Origin of the sequence: Symbiobacterium terraclitae (genome assembly GCF_017874315.1) — a bacterium.
Lineage (GTDB): Bacteria > Bacillota > Sulfobacillia > Symbiobacteriales > Symbiobacteriaceae > Symbiobacterium > Symbiobacterium terraclitae.
In genome coordinates this window covers 29343-47720 of sequence record NZ_JAGGLG010000009.1, presented here as the reverse complement: position 1 = coordinate 47720, position 18378 = coordinate 29343, and the positions used below count along the sequence as shown (strand labels likewise).

15 protein-coding genes and 1 riboswitch are annotated in these 18378 nt (G+C 68.9%); of the genes, 3 read left to right on the top strand and 12 right to left on the bottom strand.

Features of this window, described 5'->3' with window-relative positions; genetic code table 11:
• Positions 1-43: 43 nt before the first annotated feature.
• From J2Z79_RS07000 to J2Z79_RS06965, 8 genes are all read right to left on the bottom strand, one after another.
• On the bottom strand, positions 44-349 hold the full coding sequence (locus tag J2Z79_RS07000) for a winged helix-turn-helix transcriptional regulator (protein WP_209466153.1): 306 nt from the start codon (positions 347-349) through the stop codon (positions 44-46).
• A gap of 103 nt (positions 350-452) precedes the next feature.
• Positions 453-3290, bottom strand: a complete 2838-nt coding sequence (locus J2Z79_RS06995) for a phosphodiester glycosidase family protein (protein WP_209466152.1) — start codon at positions 3288-3290, stop codon at positions 453-455.
• 112 nt (positions 3291-3402) lie between these two features.
• Complete coding sequence (locus J2Z79_RS06990; RefSeq protein WP_209466151.1) at positions 3403-5010, bottom strand: alpha/beta hydrolase family protein; 1608 nt, start codon at positions 5008-5010, stop codon at positions 3403-3405.
• A gap of 152 nt (positions 5011-5162) precedes the next feature.
• Positions 5163-6191, bottom strand: a complete 1029-nt coding sequence (locus J2Z79_RS06985) for a multicopper oxidase family protein (RefSeq protein ID WP_209466150.1) — start codon at positions 6189-6191, stop codon at positions 5163-5165.
• A 253-nt stretch (positions 6192-6444) separates the two neighbouring features.
• On the bottom strand, positions 6445-6747 hold the full coding sequence (locus J2Z79_RS06980; protein WP_209466149.1) for a hypothetical protein: 303 nt from the start codon (positions 6745-6747) through the stop codon (positions 6445-6447).
• A gap of 59 nt (positions 6748-6806) precedes the next feature.
• Positions 6807-7376 (bottom strand): DsbA family oxidoreductase, encoded by a 570-nt coding sequence (locus J2Z79_RS06975; RefSeq protein WP_209466229.1) that lies wholly within the window; start codon positions 7374-7376, stop codon positions 6807-6809.
• Between the two features lie 198 nt (positions 7377-7574).
• Positions 7575-8444, bottom strand: coding sequence for a multicopper oxidase family protein (locus tag J2Z79_RS06970; RefSeq protein ID WP_209466148.1), 870 nt, complete (start codon positions 8442-8444; stop codon positions 7575-7577).
• 477 nt (positions 8445-8921) lie between these two features.
• Positions 8922-10550 (bottom strand): long-chain fatty acid--CoA ligase, encoded by a 1629-nt coding sequence (locus J2Z79_RS06965; protein WP_280953629.1) that lies wholly within the window; start codon positions 10548-10550, stop codon positions 8922-8924.
• Positions 10551-10898: 348 nt separating this feature from the next.
• Between J2Z79_RS06965 and J2Z79_RS06960 the strand changes: the two genes are divergently transcribed.
• Positions 10899-11720 carry a TolB-like translocation protein gene (locus J2Z79_RS06960; protein WP_209466147.1) on the top strand — a complete coding sequence of 274 codons (822 nt, stop codon included), beginning with the start codon at positions 10899-10901 and terminating at the stop codon, positions 11718-11720.
• Between the two features lie 77 nt (positions 11721-11797).
• On the opposite strand, the gene thiW is transcribed toward J2Z79_RS06960, so the two are convergent.
• The 3 genes from thiW to thiD are packed head-to-tail and all read right to left on the bottom strand — an operon-like array spanning position 11798 to position 14567.
• The gene (gene thiW, locus J2Z79_RS06955; RefSeq protein WP_209466146.1) at positions 11798-12322 is read right to left on the bottom strand and encodes an energy coupling factor transporter S component ThiW; all 525 of its coding nucleotides are present in this window, start codon (positions 12320-12322) and stop codon (positions 11798-11800) included.
• Entirely contained in the window at positions 12319-13737 is a 1419-nt protein-coding gene (gene thiM / locus J2Z79_RS06950; protein ID WP_209466145.1) for a hydroxyethylthiazole kinase, read from the bottom strand. Before thiM ends, thiW begins: the two co-directional genes overlap by 4 nt.
• Entirely contained in the window at positions 13734-14567 is an 834-nt protein-coding gene (gene thiD / locus J2Z79_RS06945; protein WP_209466144.1) for a bifunctional hydroxymethylpyrimidine kinase/phosphomethylpyrimidine kinase, read from the bottom strand. The genes thiM and thiD overlap by 4 nt, the downstream gene beginning before the upstream one ends.
• An 88-nt stretch (positions 14568-14655) precedes the next feature.
• Positions 14656-14761, bottom strand: a riboswitch (TPP riboswitch).
• Positions 14762-14981: 220 nt separating this feature from the next.
• Here thiD and J2Z79_RS06940 point away from each other — a divergent pair.
• Positions 14982-15419, top strand: a complete 438-nt coding sequence (locus J2Z79_RS06940; protein ID WP_209466143.1) for an NUDIX hydrolase — start codon at positions 14982-14984, stop codon at positions 15417-15419.
• Positions 15416-16150 (top strand): phosphotransferase, encoded by a 735-nt coding sequence (locus tag J2Z79_RS06935; protein WP_209466142.1) that lies wholly within the window; start codon positions 15416-15418, stop codon positions 16148-16150. Before J2Z79_RS06940 ends, J2Z79_RS06935 begins: the two co-directional genes overlap by 4 nt.
• A gap of 224 nt (positions 16151-16374) precedes the next feature.
• Here the strand turns inward: J2Z79_RS06935 and uvrB are convergent, their stop codons facing one another.
• Positions 16375-18345 carry an excinuclease ABC subunit UvrB gene (gene uvrB, locus J2Z79_RS06930; protein ID WP_209466141.1) on the bottom strand — a complete coding sequence of 657 codons (1971 nt, stop codon included), beginning with the start codon at positions 18343-18345 and terminating at the stop codon, positions 16375-16377.
• Between the last annotated feature and the right edge of the window lie 33 nt (positions 18346-18378).

The window sequence follows — 18378 nt, the reverse complement described above, 5'->3', positions numbered from 1 at the left end:
AAACAGTTACGGAGGCCGGGAGTGAACCCCGGCCTCCGCCTTTTCATGCCCAGCGCTCGGCCCACTGCTGGACGGCGGCCAGCACCGGCTCCATCGCCTTTCCTTTCGGCGTGAGCGAGTAGACCACCCGAACCGGCACTTCGGGGAATACCTCCCGGGTGACGAGCCCCTCCGACTCCAACTCCTTCAGGCGTTCGGAGAGCAGCCGCCCGCTGACCGGGATGGCTGATTCGATCTCCGAGAATCGCTTCGGCCCGCTGAGCAGGGTCGAAAGGATCAGCCCCGTCCAGCGCTTGCCGAGCAGCTGAATCGCGTGTTCGAACTTCGGGCAGAGATGGAAGTCGGCCATGGCCCATCACCTCCTTGTAGGTATTATATCCGATGGACTTCTGTTGACAACGGTAACTATCTTTTCAACACCTTGTTCCTTCTTGTAAGCGGCCCGGAGGGCGCTACTGCTCCATCCGGATCCACACGCTCCCGGGGGTCGGGTCGACGGTGAAGACGCGCGGCACCATGGGGCTGCCGGCCTCGATGTAAGGGATGCCCTCCACCCGGGTCACCTTCGGGAAGAACCCGCCCGAGGCCAGGTACGCCGCGGCCTTGCCCGACGCATCCTCGAACTCGGTGAGCCACCGCTGGATGAGCTCGCCCTCCCGCCGGTCGGCGAAGTCCAGGGGCGTCTCCCCGCCGACCACGATCACCTGCTGGACCGTCTCGCTGTTCCCGGCCAGGTAGAGCAGGGTCCGCAGCCCCTCCAGCTGGTTGAAATCGGTGGCCCGGAGGCCGCCCTGCCCGGTGCCCAGCAGGATGAACCGCACGTTGCCGACGTCGAAGAAGCGCTCGGGCGGCGCCATCTCGTAGACGGGCACGTCCGCTGCGCCGGCTTCTGCCAGGGCCTGCTGGACCGGCTCGCGCAGGCCGGTGTCGACCAGGAAGAAGACGGGGTTCGCCGCCAGCGCCATCCGGAAGACCAGCGCAGGCTCCACGGGCGGCATGGCGTCGAGCACCGCGAAGGACCAGCTGCCCTCGCCGGCCGGTGCGGCCGGAGCGAGAATCAGGTCGCGGGGCGGGGCCACCGGCGGCGGGGCCGCGGGCATCTCCACGGCATCCCGCACCGTCAGGTCGGCGAACTGCAGGCTGCCGGCGTAGATCCGGGTCCCGTCGGTCTCCACGGGGTAGACCCGGTGCAGGCTGACGGGGTACTGCACCCCGGCTGGAACCTCCGCCTCGACGTAGCGCCAGTCGGTCCAGTCGACCGCGGGCGCCAGGTTGACAGTGTACCGGGCGCCGGAGGCGTCCTGCAGGACCGCCCGCAGCCACGCACCCTGCCCGTCGCCCTTCACCCACATGCCGACCCGCACGGGCTGCCCGGGCAGCGCCAGCGGCTCGCTCGCCTGGAGATAGGCCGCGCGGTTTCCGCTCGCCGGGCCGAAGATGTAGCTGAGAACCATGGCTGCGCCGGTTGGCCCGGCGGCAGCGTCGCCGGCGCCCTGGGTCGGATCGGTGCCGGCCTGCTCCACGGGCGCCACGCCGCCCATGACCTCGGCGGGGTAGCGCTCGAACTGCCAGGCCGCGGGGTTCGCAAAGGCATCGAGGACGGTGGTGCGGTACGCGGCGGCGAACGGGATCACCGCCTCGTGGCCCTGGACGGAGACCACGATCAGCCCGGTGCCCTCGGCCAGCGGGATGGCGCGCAGGCTGTCGCCCTCCCGCTCGAACCGGATCAGGGCGGGGTCGAACGACACGGTCAGATCCGCCGGGTCGATGGGCGCGGCGAAGCCGTCGGCGTCGTAGCCCATCACCGTGAAGACGGTACCCTCCTCCGGGTGCAGCCGCAGGCCACCCTCCACGGAGGGGACGATCCGGGCCAGCGGCCCGAGGACCTTGAGGCGGGTGGCGGCGGTGAGCCCGCCGGACTCGGCCGCGACGACGACCTCGGTGCCCGCCGCCACCGGCGTGCCGTCGGCCTGGACCGCCGCGTACCGGCCGTCAGGCGCGAGGACCCCGGGCCCGGCGAGGCTCCAGAGGGGAGGCGCGGCCTGTGCGGGTCCGTACTGCTCGTCAAGGGCGGAGACCGAGAGCGTGCGGGAGAGCCCGGGGAAGACCCGCCGCTCACCCTGCACGGAGAGGTAGTGCGGGATGCCCGACCCGGCCTGGGCAAAGATGCCCACGCCGTTGGGGATGCGGCGCTCCTGGCCGTCGCTGGGGCGGTTGAGCAGGGTAAGGCCCTCCGTGCCCGGCAGGCGGGCGACCATCGCGGACGAGCCGCCGCCGTCCAGTTCCATGGCAGAGGCGGCGCCGAAACCCTTCATCAGCTCCGCCATCTCGCGCAGGGTAAGGCCGCTGCTGGCGGTCGAGCCGCCCTCGACGGTGGCGAGGAAGAGGGTGGAGCCGTCGGCCGAGAAGCCGAGGGCGGTCCTGGGCCGCCGGGTGACGTCGTCCAGTCCCGGCGTGACGACGCCCTCCGCCACCAGGTAGCGCTGCCCGCCCACGGCCCACAGGACGTCGGGGTTGGCATGGTACTCCAGGGTCACCAGGTCGCCGACCTGCAGCGCGGCCAGCGGGGCGGCGTAGGCTTCACGCCCCACCAGCACGAACCCGTCATCCGGCACCGGTCCGTCGGTGACCGTCGGGCTCACCGAGACGACCTTGCCCTGGCGCACCACGACCTCCACGGCCTCCGAGGCCCCGACCGTCGCCGCGCTGCGGTCGCGCGTCCAGAGCGGGGTGAAGAGGCCGATGGTGCCCGAGGGTACGGTGGGCAGATTGACGGCGCCCAGGGGGTAGGTGCCGCTGGGCAGCGTGATGCTGCCCTCGAGCACGACCGACATCAGCCGGCCGATCCGGTCCCGGCCGACACCGGCGCCCAGGGGCCAGTCGGGGATGGCCGACTGCAGGAACTGGCCGCTCTTCACGGAGGTTCCCAGGGCGATGCCGGTCTGGCCGATGTCGAAGAAGTCGCCGTTGACCGCGGCGATGGCGCCGGCGCGCGCCGCCATCGCGGAGAGCGGCTCACCCTCCGTCACGCCGGGAGCGGTGATCAGGTCAGTCGATAGGGCCGGGTGCGAAAGCTGGGCGGTGAGGAGCCAGCCCTTGGCCCAGCCGTGGGGGTAGAGCCGTTCGAAGCTGGTCAGGGTCAGCCCCTGCGCCAGCGGGGTCTCGGCCTCCGCTGCCCTGACGTACGGCTTCGGGGATACCTCGGAATATGTCGGCGATGCCGCCGCGACCGGCCCGGTGAGTGCGGTTGCGACGGCGGGTATCAGCAGCCAGGCAATGCGCTTGCGCAACGGGTAATACCTCCCGGCCAGGTGTTCTGTAACCTTGGACGGGGGGCGCCGCACCGCGGTTTCCCAGTTGCGGCGGAAAAAGGGGAGGGCTGCTGCCCTCCCCAAGGCGGAGCTACGGGTTTGACGCAATCCAGTCTGCGATGGTCTGCACCACGTACTCGGGCACGTTGGCCGGCACCAGGTACTCGGATATCAGGCCGATCTCACCCTCGCCCTCGGTGAAGAGGTGGTTCAGCCTCGGGAAGAGCTCGAAGGTGAGGTTCGTGCGCTCCGCCAGGTCGGCCTTGAGGCTCTCGAACTCCGACACCGGCACCTGGAAGTCGCGGGCGCCCTGCAGGAAGAGCACCGGCTGATCCAGCTGCTTCAGCAGTCCTGATGCCTTGGGCACCAGGTCGTGCCAGTAGTGCGGTGTGCCCAGCAGGTAGCCCTTGGGCGAATTGTCCGGGTCGAAGGCCGGGTCGCGGAGCATGTCGAGCTGCGGCCGGATGAAGTCGAGCTGCTCGGGCGGCAGCTGGCCGGCCTCGACGAGGATGCTGTTCTGGGCCCAGAGAGTATCGAGCATGCTGTTGGGCGCCGCCATGGCGATGCCGCCCCGGATGAGGCCCTCCTCGTCCTGGTCCAGGATGCGGGGCAGGGCGATGCCGCCCAGGGAGTGGCCCAGCACGTAGATGCGGCCCGCGGCGATGCGCTCGTCGCCGGCGAGGAAGCGGACGGCGGCCAGCGCGTCATCCACCGACTCCTCCTGCAGCGTGAAGGCGGGGTTGCTGGCGAACTTCTGGGAGTGCACGTAGGTGCGCTTGTCGAACCGCAGGGTGGCGATGCCGCGTGCGGCCAGGCCCTGCGCCAGGTCGCGGAAGGGCTTCACGGCGTAGGCCGTCTCGTCGCGGTCGCTGGGACCGGACCCGTGCACCAGCACCACCGCGGGGAAGGGTCCCTCCCCGGCGGGCAGGGTCAGCGTGCCCGGCAGGACCCAGGGCGCCTCGCCGAAGGCCACCTCCTCCTCGGTGAAGCCGGCCGGGTCCGCATAGGCCGGCGAGCCCGCGGCCTGAACCGGGGCGTAGGGGTCGATGCGGAAGTCGTCGACCCGCCCCTCGGCGTCGAACCGGATGGTCGCCTTCAGCGGCGCAACCGTGAAGGGAACCAGCAGGTCGACGTTCTGGTGAACGGCCGTGGCGGCCGCCCCCAGCACCTGCGCACGCCCGGGCTCACCGTACGGGGCCAGCTGGAGCCCGATCTGCAGGATGGCCTCGTAGGGCAGCGCTGCGCGAAGGGCCGGGCTCAGCTGGTCGTACACGGCGGTGAGCTCCCCGTTCATCAGGTCGCGCACCAGCCGGCGCGCCTTCAGCATGTACGGGTCGGCCGCGGCCTCCCCCGTGGCAGGGTCCCAGGTCACGGGCATGGCCAGCAGGCTGTCCATGAAGGACTGCGGAACCATGGTTCTGTCGCCCACCAGGACGGCTTCGGCGCCCAGCGGGACGGGCTGCCCGTCCACGACGGCCTCGGTGGCGCCGATCTGCAGGGTGGCCGTCACGCCGTCGTCGGTGACGACGGTGACGGTGTAGCTGTCACCGTCCCACGAAACCGTCGCACCGGCCGCCTCGGCCACGAACCGCAGCGGAACCAGGTCGGCGGCAGCCGCCGACGCCGCGGCGGGCGCGAACGCGATCACGGCCAGGAGCCCCACGGCCAGCCACCGCCGCATCCAGAGCATCGTGCGCATCTGATCTCCTCCTTCTGGTGCGGTCTTGCTACCCGGTGGGAATTCGGGAGAGCACGCCGCATGACCTGCATGGGTGCGTGAAAGAGCGGGCGCAAGGGCCTCCGGAGCGCGCGAAACCCGCCGGCTGTGGCGGCCGGCGGGGCTGTGCCGCGTTACTCCTCGACGATCAGGGCGGTCACCATGCCGTACATGCCCATCCGGCTCTCGGCGTGGGACAGGATGTGGCAGTGGAAGGCCCAGACGCCGGGTTCGTCGGCCACGACGATGGCGTCCCACCGCTCGCCGGGGGCGATGGAGAGCGTGTCGCACAGGAACGGCTGCGGCAGGGGGTAGCCGTCCCGGGCGAAGACCTCGAAGGCGAACCCGTGCAGGTGCATCGGGTGGTACATCACGCCCTGGTTCATGAAGCGGATGCGCACGCGCTCGCCCTTCTTGGCGACGAGGGGCTCGGTGGCCGGGAAGCTCTTGCCGTTGATGGTGTACCCGTGGGTGCCGTCGTTGAGCACGATCAGGTACTCCCGGTCATAGGCCGGCTCGGCAGCCGGGTCCTTCGGATCGATGATGAAGGCGCCGAGCAGACCAAGCCCGACCTGCTCAGTCGAGTTGTGGTGCGAGTGGTACATGTGCGTACCGGCCGGCTTGGCGACGAACTCGTAGGTGAAGCTGCCGCCGGGCGGGATCGGATCCTGGGTGATGAAGGGCACGCCGTCCATGTTGTTGGGCAGCCGCAGGCCGTGCCAGTGCACGGCGGTGGATTCCTTCATCTCGTTCTTGACAATGATCCGCACCTTGTCGCCCTCGGTCACCCGGATCACGGGGCCGGGCACGGTGCCGTTGTAGGCCATCGCCCGGACCTTCTTGCCGGGCTGCGTCTCCCACTCGATCTCCGTACAGGTCAGTTCGAAGACCTTGACGTCGCCGTCCATCGTGTAGGGCAGGAGCTGGTTCCCCTTCCCCTCGGTGGCCGCGGGGAAGGCCTCGATCCCCTCCCGGTGGTGGCGGTCCATCTCCTGCCAGTCCATGCTCCCGGGGTCGGTGGTCGAAGGGGTGTGGCTGGTGTTGTCGTTGTCGTGGCTGTCCTGCTTCGTACCGGTGGCACATCCAGTGATGCCAAGGACCATCAGGCCGCCCGTAACCAGACCCGCGGCCTTGATAAAGTCGCGGCGTGTTTCTACTGCCATGCGAACGACCCCCCATGTTTGTGTAAGACCAGTATAGAAAGCCTCATACGTTAACCGCATGAGGCCCGGTTACTAAACATATATCTATTTTTCATGGCGTATATCCGGTCGCCGACCCGAGGTGACGCCGGCGGTCTATCCTCGCGAGGCCGTAGATCACTCCGCGGACCACCCTACCGGCATGTACCCGATCCTGCTGCCGCGCCCGGCAACATATCGCCCGATGGCCGCGTCGCACAGGAGGCAGAGAGGCTCACCGCACCCGGGTGATGGCGCGCACCCGCCATTCCCCGTCGACTCTCACCAGGCGAGCTTCGTATTTCGATTCCGTTTTCGGCGAGTACGGATCGGCAAGGGCGGACATGAATACCAGCGGCAGCTCAGGGTCCGGTTCGACCCTGCCGCCATGCCCGGCCGCCGCGAGCGAGCCCGCGGCATCTGCGAAGACCGCATCGCCGATCGCCGCGATGTCCGGCGCGAAAATCGTCATGGCGACCGTGGCTGTGTCTCCGTCAACCACCTCGTCGCCGTACTCCACCTCGACACGCACCGCCATAACGCAAGAAGACCCTGCATGCCCGCACGGAGGCAGATGCAGGGTCTCGGCCCATGCGGTCAGCCCTCCCGGGCCACCGTTCGCAGGATCTCCCTCAGTTTCTCGTAGGGCTGCGCCCCGACCACCTTGTAGCGGTCGTTGATGATGAAGGTGGGCACAGCCCGCACGCCATAGCGGTCGGCCTCTGCCGCGGCGTCGGCCAGCCTGCGCGCGTACCGCCCCTCCCGCACGGCCGCCAGCCCGGCGTCGGCGTCCAGGCCGGCCGCCTCGGCCACCCGGCGCAGGACCCCCTCGTCGCTCAGGTTGGCCCCGTCCACGAAGTAGGCCTGAAAGAGCGGCCGGTGCAGATGGTCCAGGCGTCCACGGTCGCGGCCAAACTCGGCGAGCTGCAGGGCCCTGCGGGTGTTGAACAGCGTGGGCGGCGGGTTGAAGGGCAGGCCGAGCCCGGCCGCCCGCTGCCGCAGCTCTGCCATCATCATCTCGAGCTGTGGGGCGCTGAGGTGCCCCAGCTTCTGCAGCAGCGACACGCCCTCTTGCGGGGTATCCGGGTGCAGCTCGAAGGGCAGCCACGTCACGGTCAGGTCCAGGTCCGGCTCCCGCCGGAGTCGTTCGACGAGCCCCTCGCCGATGTAGCAGAAGGGTCAGATGTAGTCGGAAAAGATCTTGATGTGCACGAGCATCCCCCTTTGCGCGTCCCTCCCCAACATGTTACCACTCCCGGCGGGACCCGGCACACCGTCCACGGCACCTGAGTGCGCGGCAGGTACACCGTCGACCGGCAACTGGAAGACCCCGCCGGCCACGGCGGCCGGCGGGGCGGACAGGCGTTATCCCTCGACGATGAAGGCGGTGACCATGCCGTACATGCCCATCTGGCTCTCCGCGTGGGGCAGGATGTGGCAGTGGAAGGCCCACACGCCGGGCTCGTCGGCGACGACGATGGCGTCCCACCGCTCGCCGGGGCCGATGGAGAGCGTGTCGCAGCGGAACGGCTGCGGCAGGAGATAGCCGTCCCGGGCGAAGACCTCGAAGGCGAACCCGTGCAGGTGCATCGGGTGGTACATCACGCCCTCGTTCATGAACCGGAAGCGGACGCGCTCGCCCAGCTTGGCGGTGAAGGGCTCGGTGGCCGGGAAGCCCTTGCCGTTGAGGGTGTACCCGTGCGCACCGTCGTTGAGCACGATCAGGTACTCCCGGTCATAGGCCGGTTCGACGCCCGGATCCTTCGGGTCGATGATGAAGGCGCCGAGCAGGCCGAGCCCGACCTGCTGGGCCGAGTTGTGGTGCGAGTGGTACATGTGCGTGCCGAACGGCTTGGCCACGAACTCGTAGGTGAAGCTGCCTCCGGGCGGAATCGGGTCCTGGGTGATGAACGGCACGCCGTCCATGTTGTTGGGCACCCGCAGACCATGCCAGTGCACGCAGGTGGACTCCTGCAGCTGGTTCCGCACGTGGACCCGCACCTTGTCGCCCTCGGTCACCCGGATCACCGGGCCGGGTACGGTGCCGTTGTATGCCATCGCCCGGACCTTCTTGCCCGGCTCGACCTCCCACTCGATCTCCGAACAGGTGAGCTCGAAGACCTTCACGTCACCGTCCATCGTGTAGGGCAGGAGCTGGTTCCCCTTCCCCTCGGTCGCGGCGGGGAATGCCTCGATGCCCTCCCGGTGGTGCCGGTCCATCTCCTGCCAGTCCATGCGTCCGGTGTCCGAGGCAGCCGAGGTGCTACCGGCGTGGTTATCGCCAGTGCTGGCTTCCCGAGCACCTGACGCACATCCACTGAGCCCCAGAACCATCAGACCGCCCGTAACCAGGCCGGCGGCCTTGAGGAAGTCACGGCGAGTCTCGACTGCCATGCGAACGACCTCCCGTCTCGTAGTAACACCACTATAGGAAGTCGCAGCACGCAGCCGCATGAGGTTATGTTCCTAAAAGTCGACCTAATGTGTATAGTCTCTATTCTGGATTCGCGCCTGATGCCCCATCGCCGCCCCCTACTTGCGAAGTCGGATGGGCGTCCTCGCGCCACCTGATTCAGCCGACGCGCACCGGAGATTGCCCGCTGCGGTTGCCGCAGACCCCCTGCACGCCTGACCGGGTGGAAGGCGGATGCCCACCGGCGCGTGATGAGGCAGCCCCGGCGGGCGATCAGTTCCGGGGCTGCCTCGTTCTGCCTAGTCCGCCGGCTCCTGCTCCGGAGCCAGATGGTTCCAGTACTTCTCCCGCAGTACCTTCTTGTTGAACTTGCCCACGCTCGTCTTGGGCACCTCGCTGATGAAGATCACCTCGTCCGGGATCCACCAGTCGGCGACCCTGCCCTTCAGGAACTCCTTGATCTCCTCGGCGGTCAGCTCGGCTCCCTGCTTCGGCACGACGCAGGCCAGCGGCCGCTCCTGCCACTTCGGGTGGTAGACGGCCACCACCGCCGCCTCGGCCACCTTCGGGTGTGCCATGATCGCGTTCTCCAGGTCGACCGACGAGATCCACTCGCCGCCGGACTTCACCAGGTCCTTCATCCGGTCGACGATCTGCATGTAGCCGTCCGGGTCCACGGTGGCCACGTCGCCGGTGTAGTACCAGCCCTCCCTGAAGGTCGCACGGGACCGCTCGTCGTTGTAGTAGGAATCGGCGATCCACGGCCCGCGGAGCACCACCTCGCCCATCTCCCGGCCGTCCCAGGCCACCTCCGTGCCGTCCTCTTTCAGGACCAGCATGTCCAGCCCCGGGGCGAGCAGGCCCTGCTTGGACTTCTTGGCGTACCGCTCGTCGGCCGGCGCGTCCTCCAGCGTCGACTTCAGCCGGCTGACGTGGGTGACGGGCGCCGCCTCGGTCATGCCGTAGGCGTGTAGGAACGGGACGCCCAGCTTCTGCTCGTAGGCCTCGATCAGCGCCCTGGGCGCGGCCGAGCCGCCGCACGCCACCCGGGTGATGGAGGAGAGGTCGTACCGCTCCTGCTCCATCGCCTGCAGGACGCCCATCCAGACCGTCGGTACGCCGGCGGCCAGCGTGACCTTCTCGTCCTGCATCAGCTTGCAGAGGGTGTGCGGATCCGGGCGGGGACCGGGCAGCACCTGCTTGGAGCCCATCCAGGTGGCAGCGAAGGGCATGCCCCAGGCATTGACGTGGAACATCGGCACCACGGGCATGACGACGTCCTTCTCCCCAATCCCGACGGTGTCGGCCATGCAGACCATCATCGAGTGGAGGTAGATCGCCCGGTGGGCGTAGGTGACCCCCTTCGGCAGGCCCGTGGTGGCCGACGAGAAGCACATGCCCGCCTCGGCCCACTCATCGATGTCCTCGGGGAAGCGGTAGTCGTCGGGGGCGGCGGACAGCAGCTCCTCATAGCTGTAGACCGGCGAGAGCTTGGTCTCGGGCAGCGGACCGTCGGCCATGATGATGTAGTGCTCGACGGTCTCCAGCTGCTCCTTCACCGCCTCGACCAGCGGCACCAGGTCCGGGTCGACCAGGAGGACGCGGTCGCCGGCGTGGTTGATCACATAGGCCAGGTGGTCCGGGGGCAGCCGCAGGTTGATGGTATGCAGCGAGGCCCCCATGCAGGGCACCGCGAAATAGGCCTCCAGGTGCCGGTGGTGGTTCCAGGCGATGGTGCCCACCCGGTCCCCGCGCCTGACCCCGAGCTTCGTCAGGGCGGCCGCCAGCTTGCGCGTCCTGTCGTAGTAGTCGGCGTAGGTGTACCGGAGGATTCCGGAACCCGTGCGGGAGACGATCTCCTTGTGCGGGAAGTACCGCCGGGCCCGCTCCAGCATGGTGTGCAGGGTCAGGTTGTGCCGCATGGTCATGGGTCTCAACCCCTCCTCTTCCACCCTCCGCTTCCCAGCGAGGGCCGTGCTTCTCTCAACTATTGGCCGTGACCAGCGGGTTACCTCCTGACATTCACACCTATTCGGACTAGTTCTTTTATTCACGTGTCTGGGTGGAGGACGGGCTAGAACTCCTGTGCACGTCGCTGCGGATGTGCGGGCTGGCCCCGAAGCGGCCCCTGGAACGTAACCTGCGGGTACTTGCTTCGTTGGAATCCGCAGAGCGGAATCGCAGTCGTGGCGAAGGGACGGACCTGGCGTCACGGCGCATGGAGGTGCGGCCCGATGTGCAGCCCAAGTGCCGCCTGCAGGGCGGTGTTGCCTCTCTTGCTCTTCGCGCTCGTCTCGTCGACGGGCTGTTCGGGCGGGGATGCCGGTGCTGTCCCGCGCACGCCCGACCGCGCTGTCACCAGCAGCGAGTCACCAGAGGCGCCGGAAACCGTCAGCGCGGATCAGGTGGGGCCGGTGAGCCTCCTGGCCGAACCGGGAAGCAGGTGGTCTCCCGTGCGTGCACCGGACGGTTCGGTTGTGTACGCGGACAGTGAAGACCTGTCTCTGAAGCGGCTGTTCCCCGACGGCGAAGTGCGGGAGCTGCTTCCCGCGGGGAGCGCAGCCGGGTTCCTGCACATGAGTCCGGGTGGAAGGTACGTCGGATTCGCCGCACCCATTGAGCTTCCGCCTGGTTCGACCCAGGTCGGCCTGTACGGGGCTGCCATCATGGACCTGGAGAGCGGCGAGGTGGTCGCCGCGCGCACACGGGAAGGCGCGTTCACGCATCCCCACGGCTGGTACCGCGACGGGTGGGGCCACGACAAGCTGGTGGTGAGCGAATGGGACGCCCGGCAGGCCGGGGATGCCATGGACCTGCACGCTCTGGCGCCCGATGGCGGCTTTGCGCAGGTCGCCCGGGGGCTGCCCCTCGCGCACACACCTCCCCAGTTCTCCCCAGATGATCACAAGTGGATGCACTACGAAGACGGTGTCGGCAACACGGTCTTGGTGTACGTCGAATCGGGTTGGTTCCACACCATCCCCGGTCTCCGGTCACCCGCGTGGACAGAGGCAGGGTTGACAGGAGAGGTTGACGGGCAGCAAGTGCGGGTTCCGCTCTCGGCGTTGATGGGTGACAGGACTCACGAGGAGGACTGAGCGACGGATTTCCCGGGCTTGGCGCAAGGGAAGGCCCGCAGGGCGGGGCCGCCCCTGCGGGCATGCAGGTCCTGCAATCAGGTTCCACTCCGGTAGGCCGCACGGCCTGCCGCCATCAAGCGGAACCGCTGCAGCACCACCAGCGCCTGGCCGCCGATCAGGGCGCCCGCTGCGCTGCTGGCCGCGAAGCTGGGGATGAAGAAGCCGATGCCGCCCGCGGCCGCCTTGGCGTTGTCCAACAGCAGCACCGCCACCGGATAGGCCGCCACCGCGCCGACCAGGCCGGTCCCGATCACCTCGCCGGCCATGGCGGCCAGCCGCGATCCCGTGCGCTGGTAGAGGAGGCCCGCCAGCACCACGCCGAAGATCGTCCCCGGGACGGCCAGCGGGGTGCCGCTGCCCAGCAGGATGCGGATCACCGCGATGCCGAGGCCTACTACCCCGCCGTAGACCGGGCCCAGCATGGCACCCGCGACCACGTTGATGGCGTGCTGGGCGGGGAAGAGCTTCGCCCCGAACAGCGGAATCGCCGAGAAGTACGACGAGACCACACCCAGCGCCACCAGGATCGCCATCCGGGTCAGCCGTTCGACCCGGCTCATGCGAGGACCCCCTCCTTTGCCCTTTCGACCTCGTCCAGAATGGCGCGGGCCGCCGCCCCGGGGTCGGGCGCCCCCACGACGGAGGAGATCACCGCCACCCCTACGCCCCCCGCCCGGATGACGGGCGCCGCGCCACCGATGCCGATTCCGCCGATGCCGACCACCGGCAGGCGGATCGCCTCGCTCACCCGCCGGACGACGTCCGGGCCGTAGGGCTTGCCGGCGTCCGCCTTGGACGGGGTCGCGTAGACCGGGCCGGTGCCGATGTAGTCCGCCCCGGCCGCCTGGGCGATCCGCGCCTCCCCGGCGGTCTCGCAGGTCGCCCCGACGATCGCGCCCGGCCCCAGGATCCGCCGGGCGACCGCGACGGGCAGGTCGTCCTGCCCGAGGTGGACGCCGTCGGCCCCGACCGCCTGCGCAAGGTCGACCCGATCGTTGATCAGGAGCAGCGCCCCGTGCCGCCAGCAGGCCTCCCGCACGCGGGCGGCCGCCTCCACCTGGACCGGAAGAGGGAGGTGCTTCTCCCTGAACTGGATCATCCGGCACCCCGCCTGCAGGACCGCCTCCACCACGCTCAGGGGGGTAGCGCCGCTGACCAGCACGTACAGGCTGAGCAGATCCGAAAGGGGCGGGGCGATCCGTCCCGCCGGCAGCGGGCCTGCCTGACCCAGCTGATCGAGGTAGGCGACGGCGAAGCTGCCGGGTCCTGACGCCTTTCTCGCCGCCTCCTCGCCCGCCCAGCCGGCCCACAGGAGCGCCTCCGCCACCACGGCAACGGACGGGGCGCCATCGCCCTGTGCAGCCAGCGCTGCCGCCACGAGCGCGGTCGCCAGGCACCCGCTCCCGGGGATCTGCGCCATCAGCGGGTGGCCCGCCCGGACCGCCAGGGTGCGCCGGCCGTCGGTCACCAGGTCCGCAGGCCCTGTGACGGCCACGACGCAGCCGGAGCGCCGTGCCACGGCGCGGGCCGCCCGCTCCACCCGCAGGCCGAGCGCCTCCTGCGCCGCGTCGACACCGCGCACCAGCCCCTGGTCGCCCGCCAGCGCCATGATCTCCCCGGCGTTGCCGCGGACGGCGGTCACCTTCACCCGCTCCAGCAGCTCGAGGGCGGCGCGCGTCCGGATCGCCGTTCCGCCTGCACCCACAGGATCCAGGACCACCGGGATCCCGTGCCGGGAGGCCACCTCACCTGCTTCCAGCATCGCCTGCTGCAGCGCGGGGCTCCAGTTGCCCAGGTTGAGCACCAGGGCGTCGGCCACGGCGACGACCTGGGGAGCCTCCGCTCCGTCCCGGGCCATCACCGGCCGGGCGCCGGCGGCCAGGAGCCCCCGGGCCACCCAGTCCATCGTCACGTAGTTGGTCATGGCGTGGACCAGGGGGCGCCGGTCCCGGACCCTTTCAGGCAGTCCCGTCATCGCCGCTCGTCCCCCTCTCCCGGCAGCCCGCACCCTTCCTCCAGCCAGGCCAGGTGGTTGGTGGGGCCGTGCCCGGCGCCGATTCCCGGCGCCTTCCGAATCGCCAGGGAGATGAACGCCTTGGCCAGGGAGACGGCCTCGGGCAACTGCAGCCCCCTTGCGAGCCCGGCTGCGATGGCGGCACTGAAGGTGCATCCCGTCCCGTGGGTGTGCCGACTCTCCGCCCGCTCCGCCTCCAGCCACTGCTGGCTGCCGTCGGCGGCGACCAGCAGGTCGGCGGCCGGCCCTTCCTCCAGGTGGCCGCCCTTGACCACGGCCGCCCTAGCCCCCATCTGCAGGAGTCGGCGCCCGGCGGCCGCCATGTCCGCGCGGGTGCGGATGGTCATGCCCGTCAGGGCCTCGGCCTCAGGCAGGTTGGGCGTCACCACCAGCGCCAGGGGCAGCAGCAGCTCCCGCACCGCGGCCTGTGCCTCGGGCAGCAGCAGGGGGTGTCCGCCCTTGGCAATCATCACCGGGTCGACCACCAGGTTGCGGATGCCGTACCGCCGCACCCGGTCGGCGACCACGGCGATGATGGGCGCGTCGTAGAGCATGCCGGTCTTGGCGCTGTCTGTGCCGATGTCGGAAAGCACGGCGTCCAGCTGGGCCGCGACCTGGTCGGGGGTGAGGGGGTAGACCCCGGTCACCCCCAGGGTGTTCTGCGCGGTGACGCAGGTGATCACGGAGGTCCCGTAGGTCCGGAGGACGGTGAAGGTCTTCAGGTCGGCCTGGATGCCGGCGCCGCCGCCCGAGTCGGAGCCGGCGATCGTCAAGGCCCGGGGCTGGGTCATGCGATCTCACACCTTTCCGTTGCAAGTCCTGTTCTGAGCAGAAAAGGTCGCCTCCACGAAGAATGTGGAGGCGACCCATGTACTCAGGACGGCCGGCCATCCACTTCCCTCCGCTGGTATTACCCAGTTCAGGTGCTAAGGGTCCAGGCCCCGGCGGACCTGTTCTCAGCCACATGGCTCCCCTAGTGGATCGAACCCAGTATGAACTTCGCGGTACAGGGTACCACCGCCGGTAAGCGAATGTCAAGTTGACGCCCGCTGGTTCGCCCTGGAAGCCGTCTCCGGGGCCTGCGCCCACCGTCAGCGGGTTTACTGCGCCTGCTGGCAGTGCGTGGTGCAGCGTCTCGTATAATAGGTAGATTGCAATATGTCTGAAGAAGGTGGTATATATTGTCGGGAGGTGTATGTCAGTTGGTGGGTAAGCCCGTCCAGAACAGCATCGAGTGCTGGGTGATCCGCCGCGTGGAGGATGCGGAGGATGCCGTACTCCTCCTTCACAAGCCGGCGAGCCCGGACGCTCCGGGGGGTTTCTGGCAGCCCATTACGGGAGGCATCTACGAAGGGGAGACCCCGCGCGAGGCTTGCGTCCGAGAGATCAGTGAAGAGACCGGCCTGACGATACGGACGGAGGATCTCCGCCCGGTTCCTGGCCACTGGGAGTTCGACCTCCCCCATCAGGTCATCCGAAAGGATCTGTTCTGGGTGGAGGTTCCAGAGGCGACCGACGGGATCACCCTGACGGAACACCACGGGTGGCGCTGGGTTCCGGTCTCCGCCGTGGAGACGGCGCTGCACTGGGAATCCAACCGGCACACGTGGACTGCGGTCCGCGGTCGCATCCTGCAGCCATGAACCCGGGCTCCAGGGCAGAAGGCCATGACCGGCTGCTCGCGGCATGGCGGGAGCGTCTGGGCGCGCAACGGGCGGAGCCGTTGCCGCAGCAGGCGGGCTCGCCCAACCACCACTTTGCGGTGTACACCCAGGCGGGTGAACAGCCCTATTTTGTCAAGGTGGTATCAGACGGCAGGCGCTTCCGGCGGGAAGGAATCGCGTGCCGGTTTCTGTCGGCGCGCGGATTTCCCCATTTGACCATTCGCGGGGAGGGTTCTGTTTCCGATCACCTCTTCTGGCGTGCATTCGACTGGCTCAGCGGACGCCCGTTCACGCCATCCACTCCCCGGGAGGTGGCGGCGGCGGGGCGCGTCCTGGGAACGGTCCACCGCGCATCGGCCGGAGTGGACCTGGAGGGGCTTCCACGGATCCGATCCCTGACCGATGTGCTGGAGCCGATGCTGGACCGCTTGGCGCACACAGCCCCTGCGGCGTTCGCCGCGGTAGCCCCGGTAGCCGCCAGCGCGCGGCGGCTCTACCCCGTCGTGCAGGCGTCTGACGAAGCGCAGCCCTCCGTGCTCCTGCACGGCGATTTCGGCTGGCGCAACCTGCTCGTGCGCGCTGACCACACGCTCGTGCTTCTGGACTTCGAGCGCGCGTTCATCGGCCCGGCCTGGCTGGACCTGGCCAAGAGTGTCGATCGGGAGCTGCGGGTTCCGGAGGGCACGGACGGCGCATCCTGGAGCAGGTGAAGCGTGATCTGGGGCTCGTCTAGGGCATGCCGGGGGATCGGCCGGGAGCTGGTCCGGCGAATGGTGGACGAACTGAAGGGCATGTACCAGATCAGCCTGTCCTGCGATCCGGACGTGCAGGGATTCTACGCCCGACTCGGGATGCAACGAAGCCAGCCTGACAGGGCTGGCTTCGGCGCGTCGTCGCGTATAATGCCCGTTGTCTGCTGTTGTTGTGCGTATTGCTACCTTCGCTTCTCCAGCTCGATGATCAGGTCACGCAGCTCCGCGGCCCGCTCGAACTCCAGGTCCTTGGCCGCCTGCCGCATCTCCTTGCGCAGCTTCTCGATCAGCTTCGGAATCTCATGCCGCGGCGTATCCAGCAGGTTGATGGGCGCCGCGTCCTCCGCCGGCTTCACCGCCTGGATCACGTCGCGCACCGGCTTCACGACCGTCTTCGGCACGATGCCGTGCTCCCGGTTGTACGCCGCCTGGATCGCCCGGCGCCGGTTGGTCTCGCTGATCGCCCGCTGCATCGACTGCGTCACCCGGTCTGCGTACATGATCACCTTGCCCTCGGCGTTGCGCGCCGCCCGGCCGATGGTCTGGATCAGCGAGCGTTCCGCCCGCAGGAAGCCCTCCTTGTCCGCGTCGAGGATCGCCACCAGAGACACCTCGGGGATGTCCAGCCCCTCCCGCAGCAGGTTGATGCCCACCAGGACGTCGAACACGCCCAGCCGCAGGTCGCGGACGATCTGCATGCGCTCGATGGTCTCCACGTCCGAGTGCATGTAGCGCACCTTCACGCCGAGCTCCTTGAAGTACTCGGTCAGGTCTTCGGCCATCTTCTTGGTGAGCGTGGTGACCAGCACCCGCTGGTTCCTCGCCACCCTCGCCCGGATCTCGGCGTAGAGGTCGTCGATCTGCCCCTTGATGGGCCGCACCTCCACCTCCGGGTCCAGCAGGCCGGTGGGGCGCACGATCTGCTCCACCACCAGCGACGGCGGCACCCGGTCCAGCTCGTACGGGCCCGGGGTGGCCGAGCAGTAGATCACCTGGTTGATGCGCGCCTCGAACTCGGAGAACTTGAGCGGCCGGTTGTCGGCTGCCGACGGCAGGCGGAAGCCGTACTCGATCAGGTTCTCCTTGCGCGACCGGTCGCCGTTGTACATCGCCGCCACCTGCGGGATGGTGACGTGGCTCTCGTCCACCACCAGCAGCCAGTCGTCGGGGAAGAAGTCCAGCAGCGTGTACGGCGGCTCGCCGGGCGCCCGCCCCGTGAGGTGGCGGCTGTAGTTCTCGATGCCCGTGCAGAAGCCGATCTCCCGCAGCATCTCCAGGTCGTTCCGGGTCCGCTGCTCCAGCCGCTGCGCCTCCAGCAGCTTCCCCTGGGCGCGCAGCTCCTTCAGCCGCTCCTCCAGCTCCTCCTCGATGGAGATCAGCGCCTGCTCCCGCTTCTCGTCGGCCACGACGTAGTGGCTGGCGGGGTAGATGGCCACGTGGTTCATCGTGCCGGTGATCTCGCCGGTCAGGGGATCGAACTCGGAGATGCGGTCGATCTCGTCGCCGAACCACTCCACCCGAACCGCCCGCTCGTGGGCGCCGGCGGGGTAGATCTCCACCACGTCGCCCCGCACCCGGAACTTGTTGCGCACGAAGTTCGCGTCGTTCCGCTCGTACTGGATATCGACCAGGCGGCGCAGGATGTGGTCGCGGTCCACCTGGTTGCCCACGCGCAGGGAGACGGCCAGGTCCTTGTAGTCGGCGGGCGAGCCCAGGCCGTAGATGCACGAGACCGAGGCCACGATGATCACGTCGCGCCGTTCGAACAGCGCCATCGTGGCCGAGTGGCGCAGCTTATCGATCTCGTCGTTGATCAGCGCGTCCTTCTCAATGTAGGTATCTGTCGATGGGATGTAGGCTTCCGGCTGGTAGTAGTCGTAGTAAGATACGAAGTACTCCACGGCGTTCTCCGGGAAGAACTCCTGGAACTCCGAGCAGAGCTGGGCCGCCAGGATCTTGTTGTGGGCCAGCACCAGCGTCGGCTTCTGCACCTTCTCGATCACCTTCGCGATGGTGAAGGTCTTGCCGGTGCCGGTGGCCCCCAGCAGAATCTGCTCGCGCGCCCCCCGCACCACGCCCTCGGCCAGCGCCGCGATGGCCTTGGGCTGGTCACCCCGCGGCTCGAACTCCGAGACGACCTTGAACGGTTTCACCCCGTCTCCCCCCTCTCACGGATCGCACCCTTG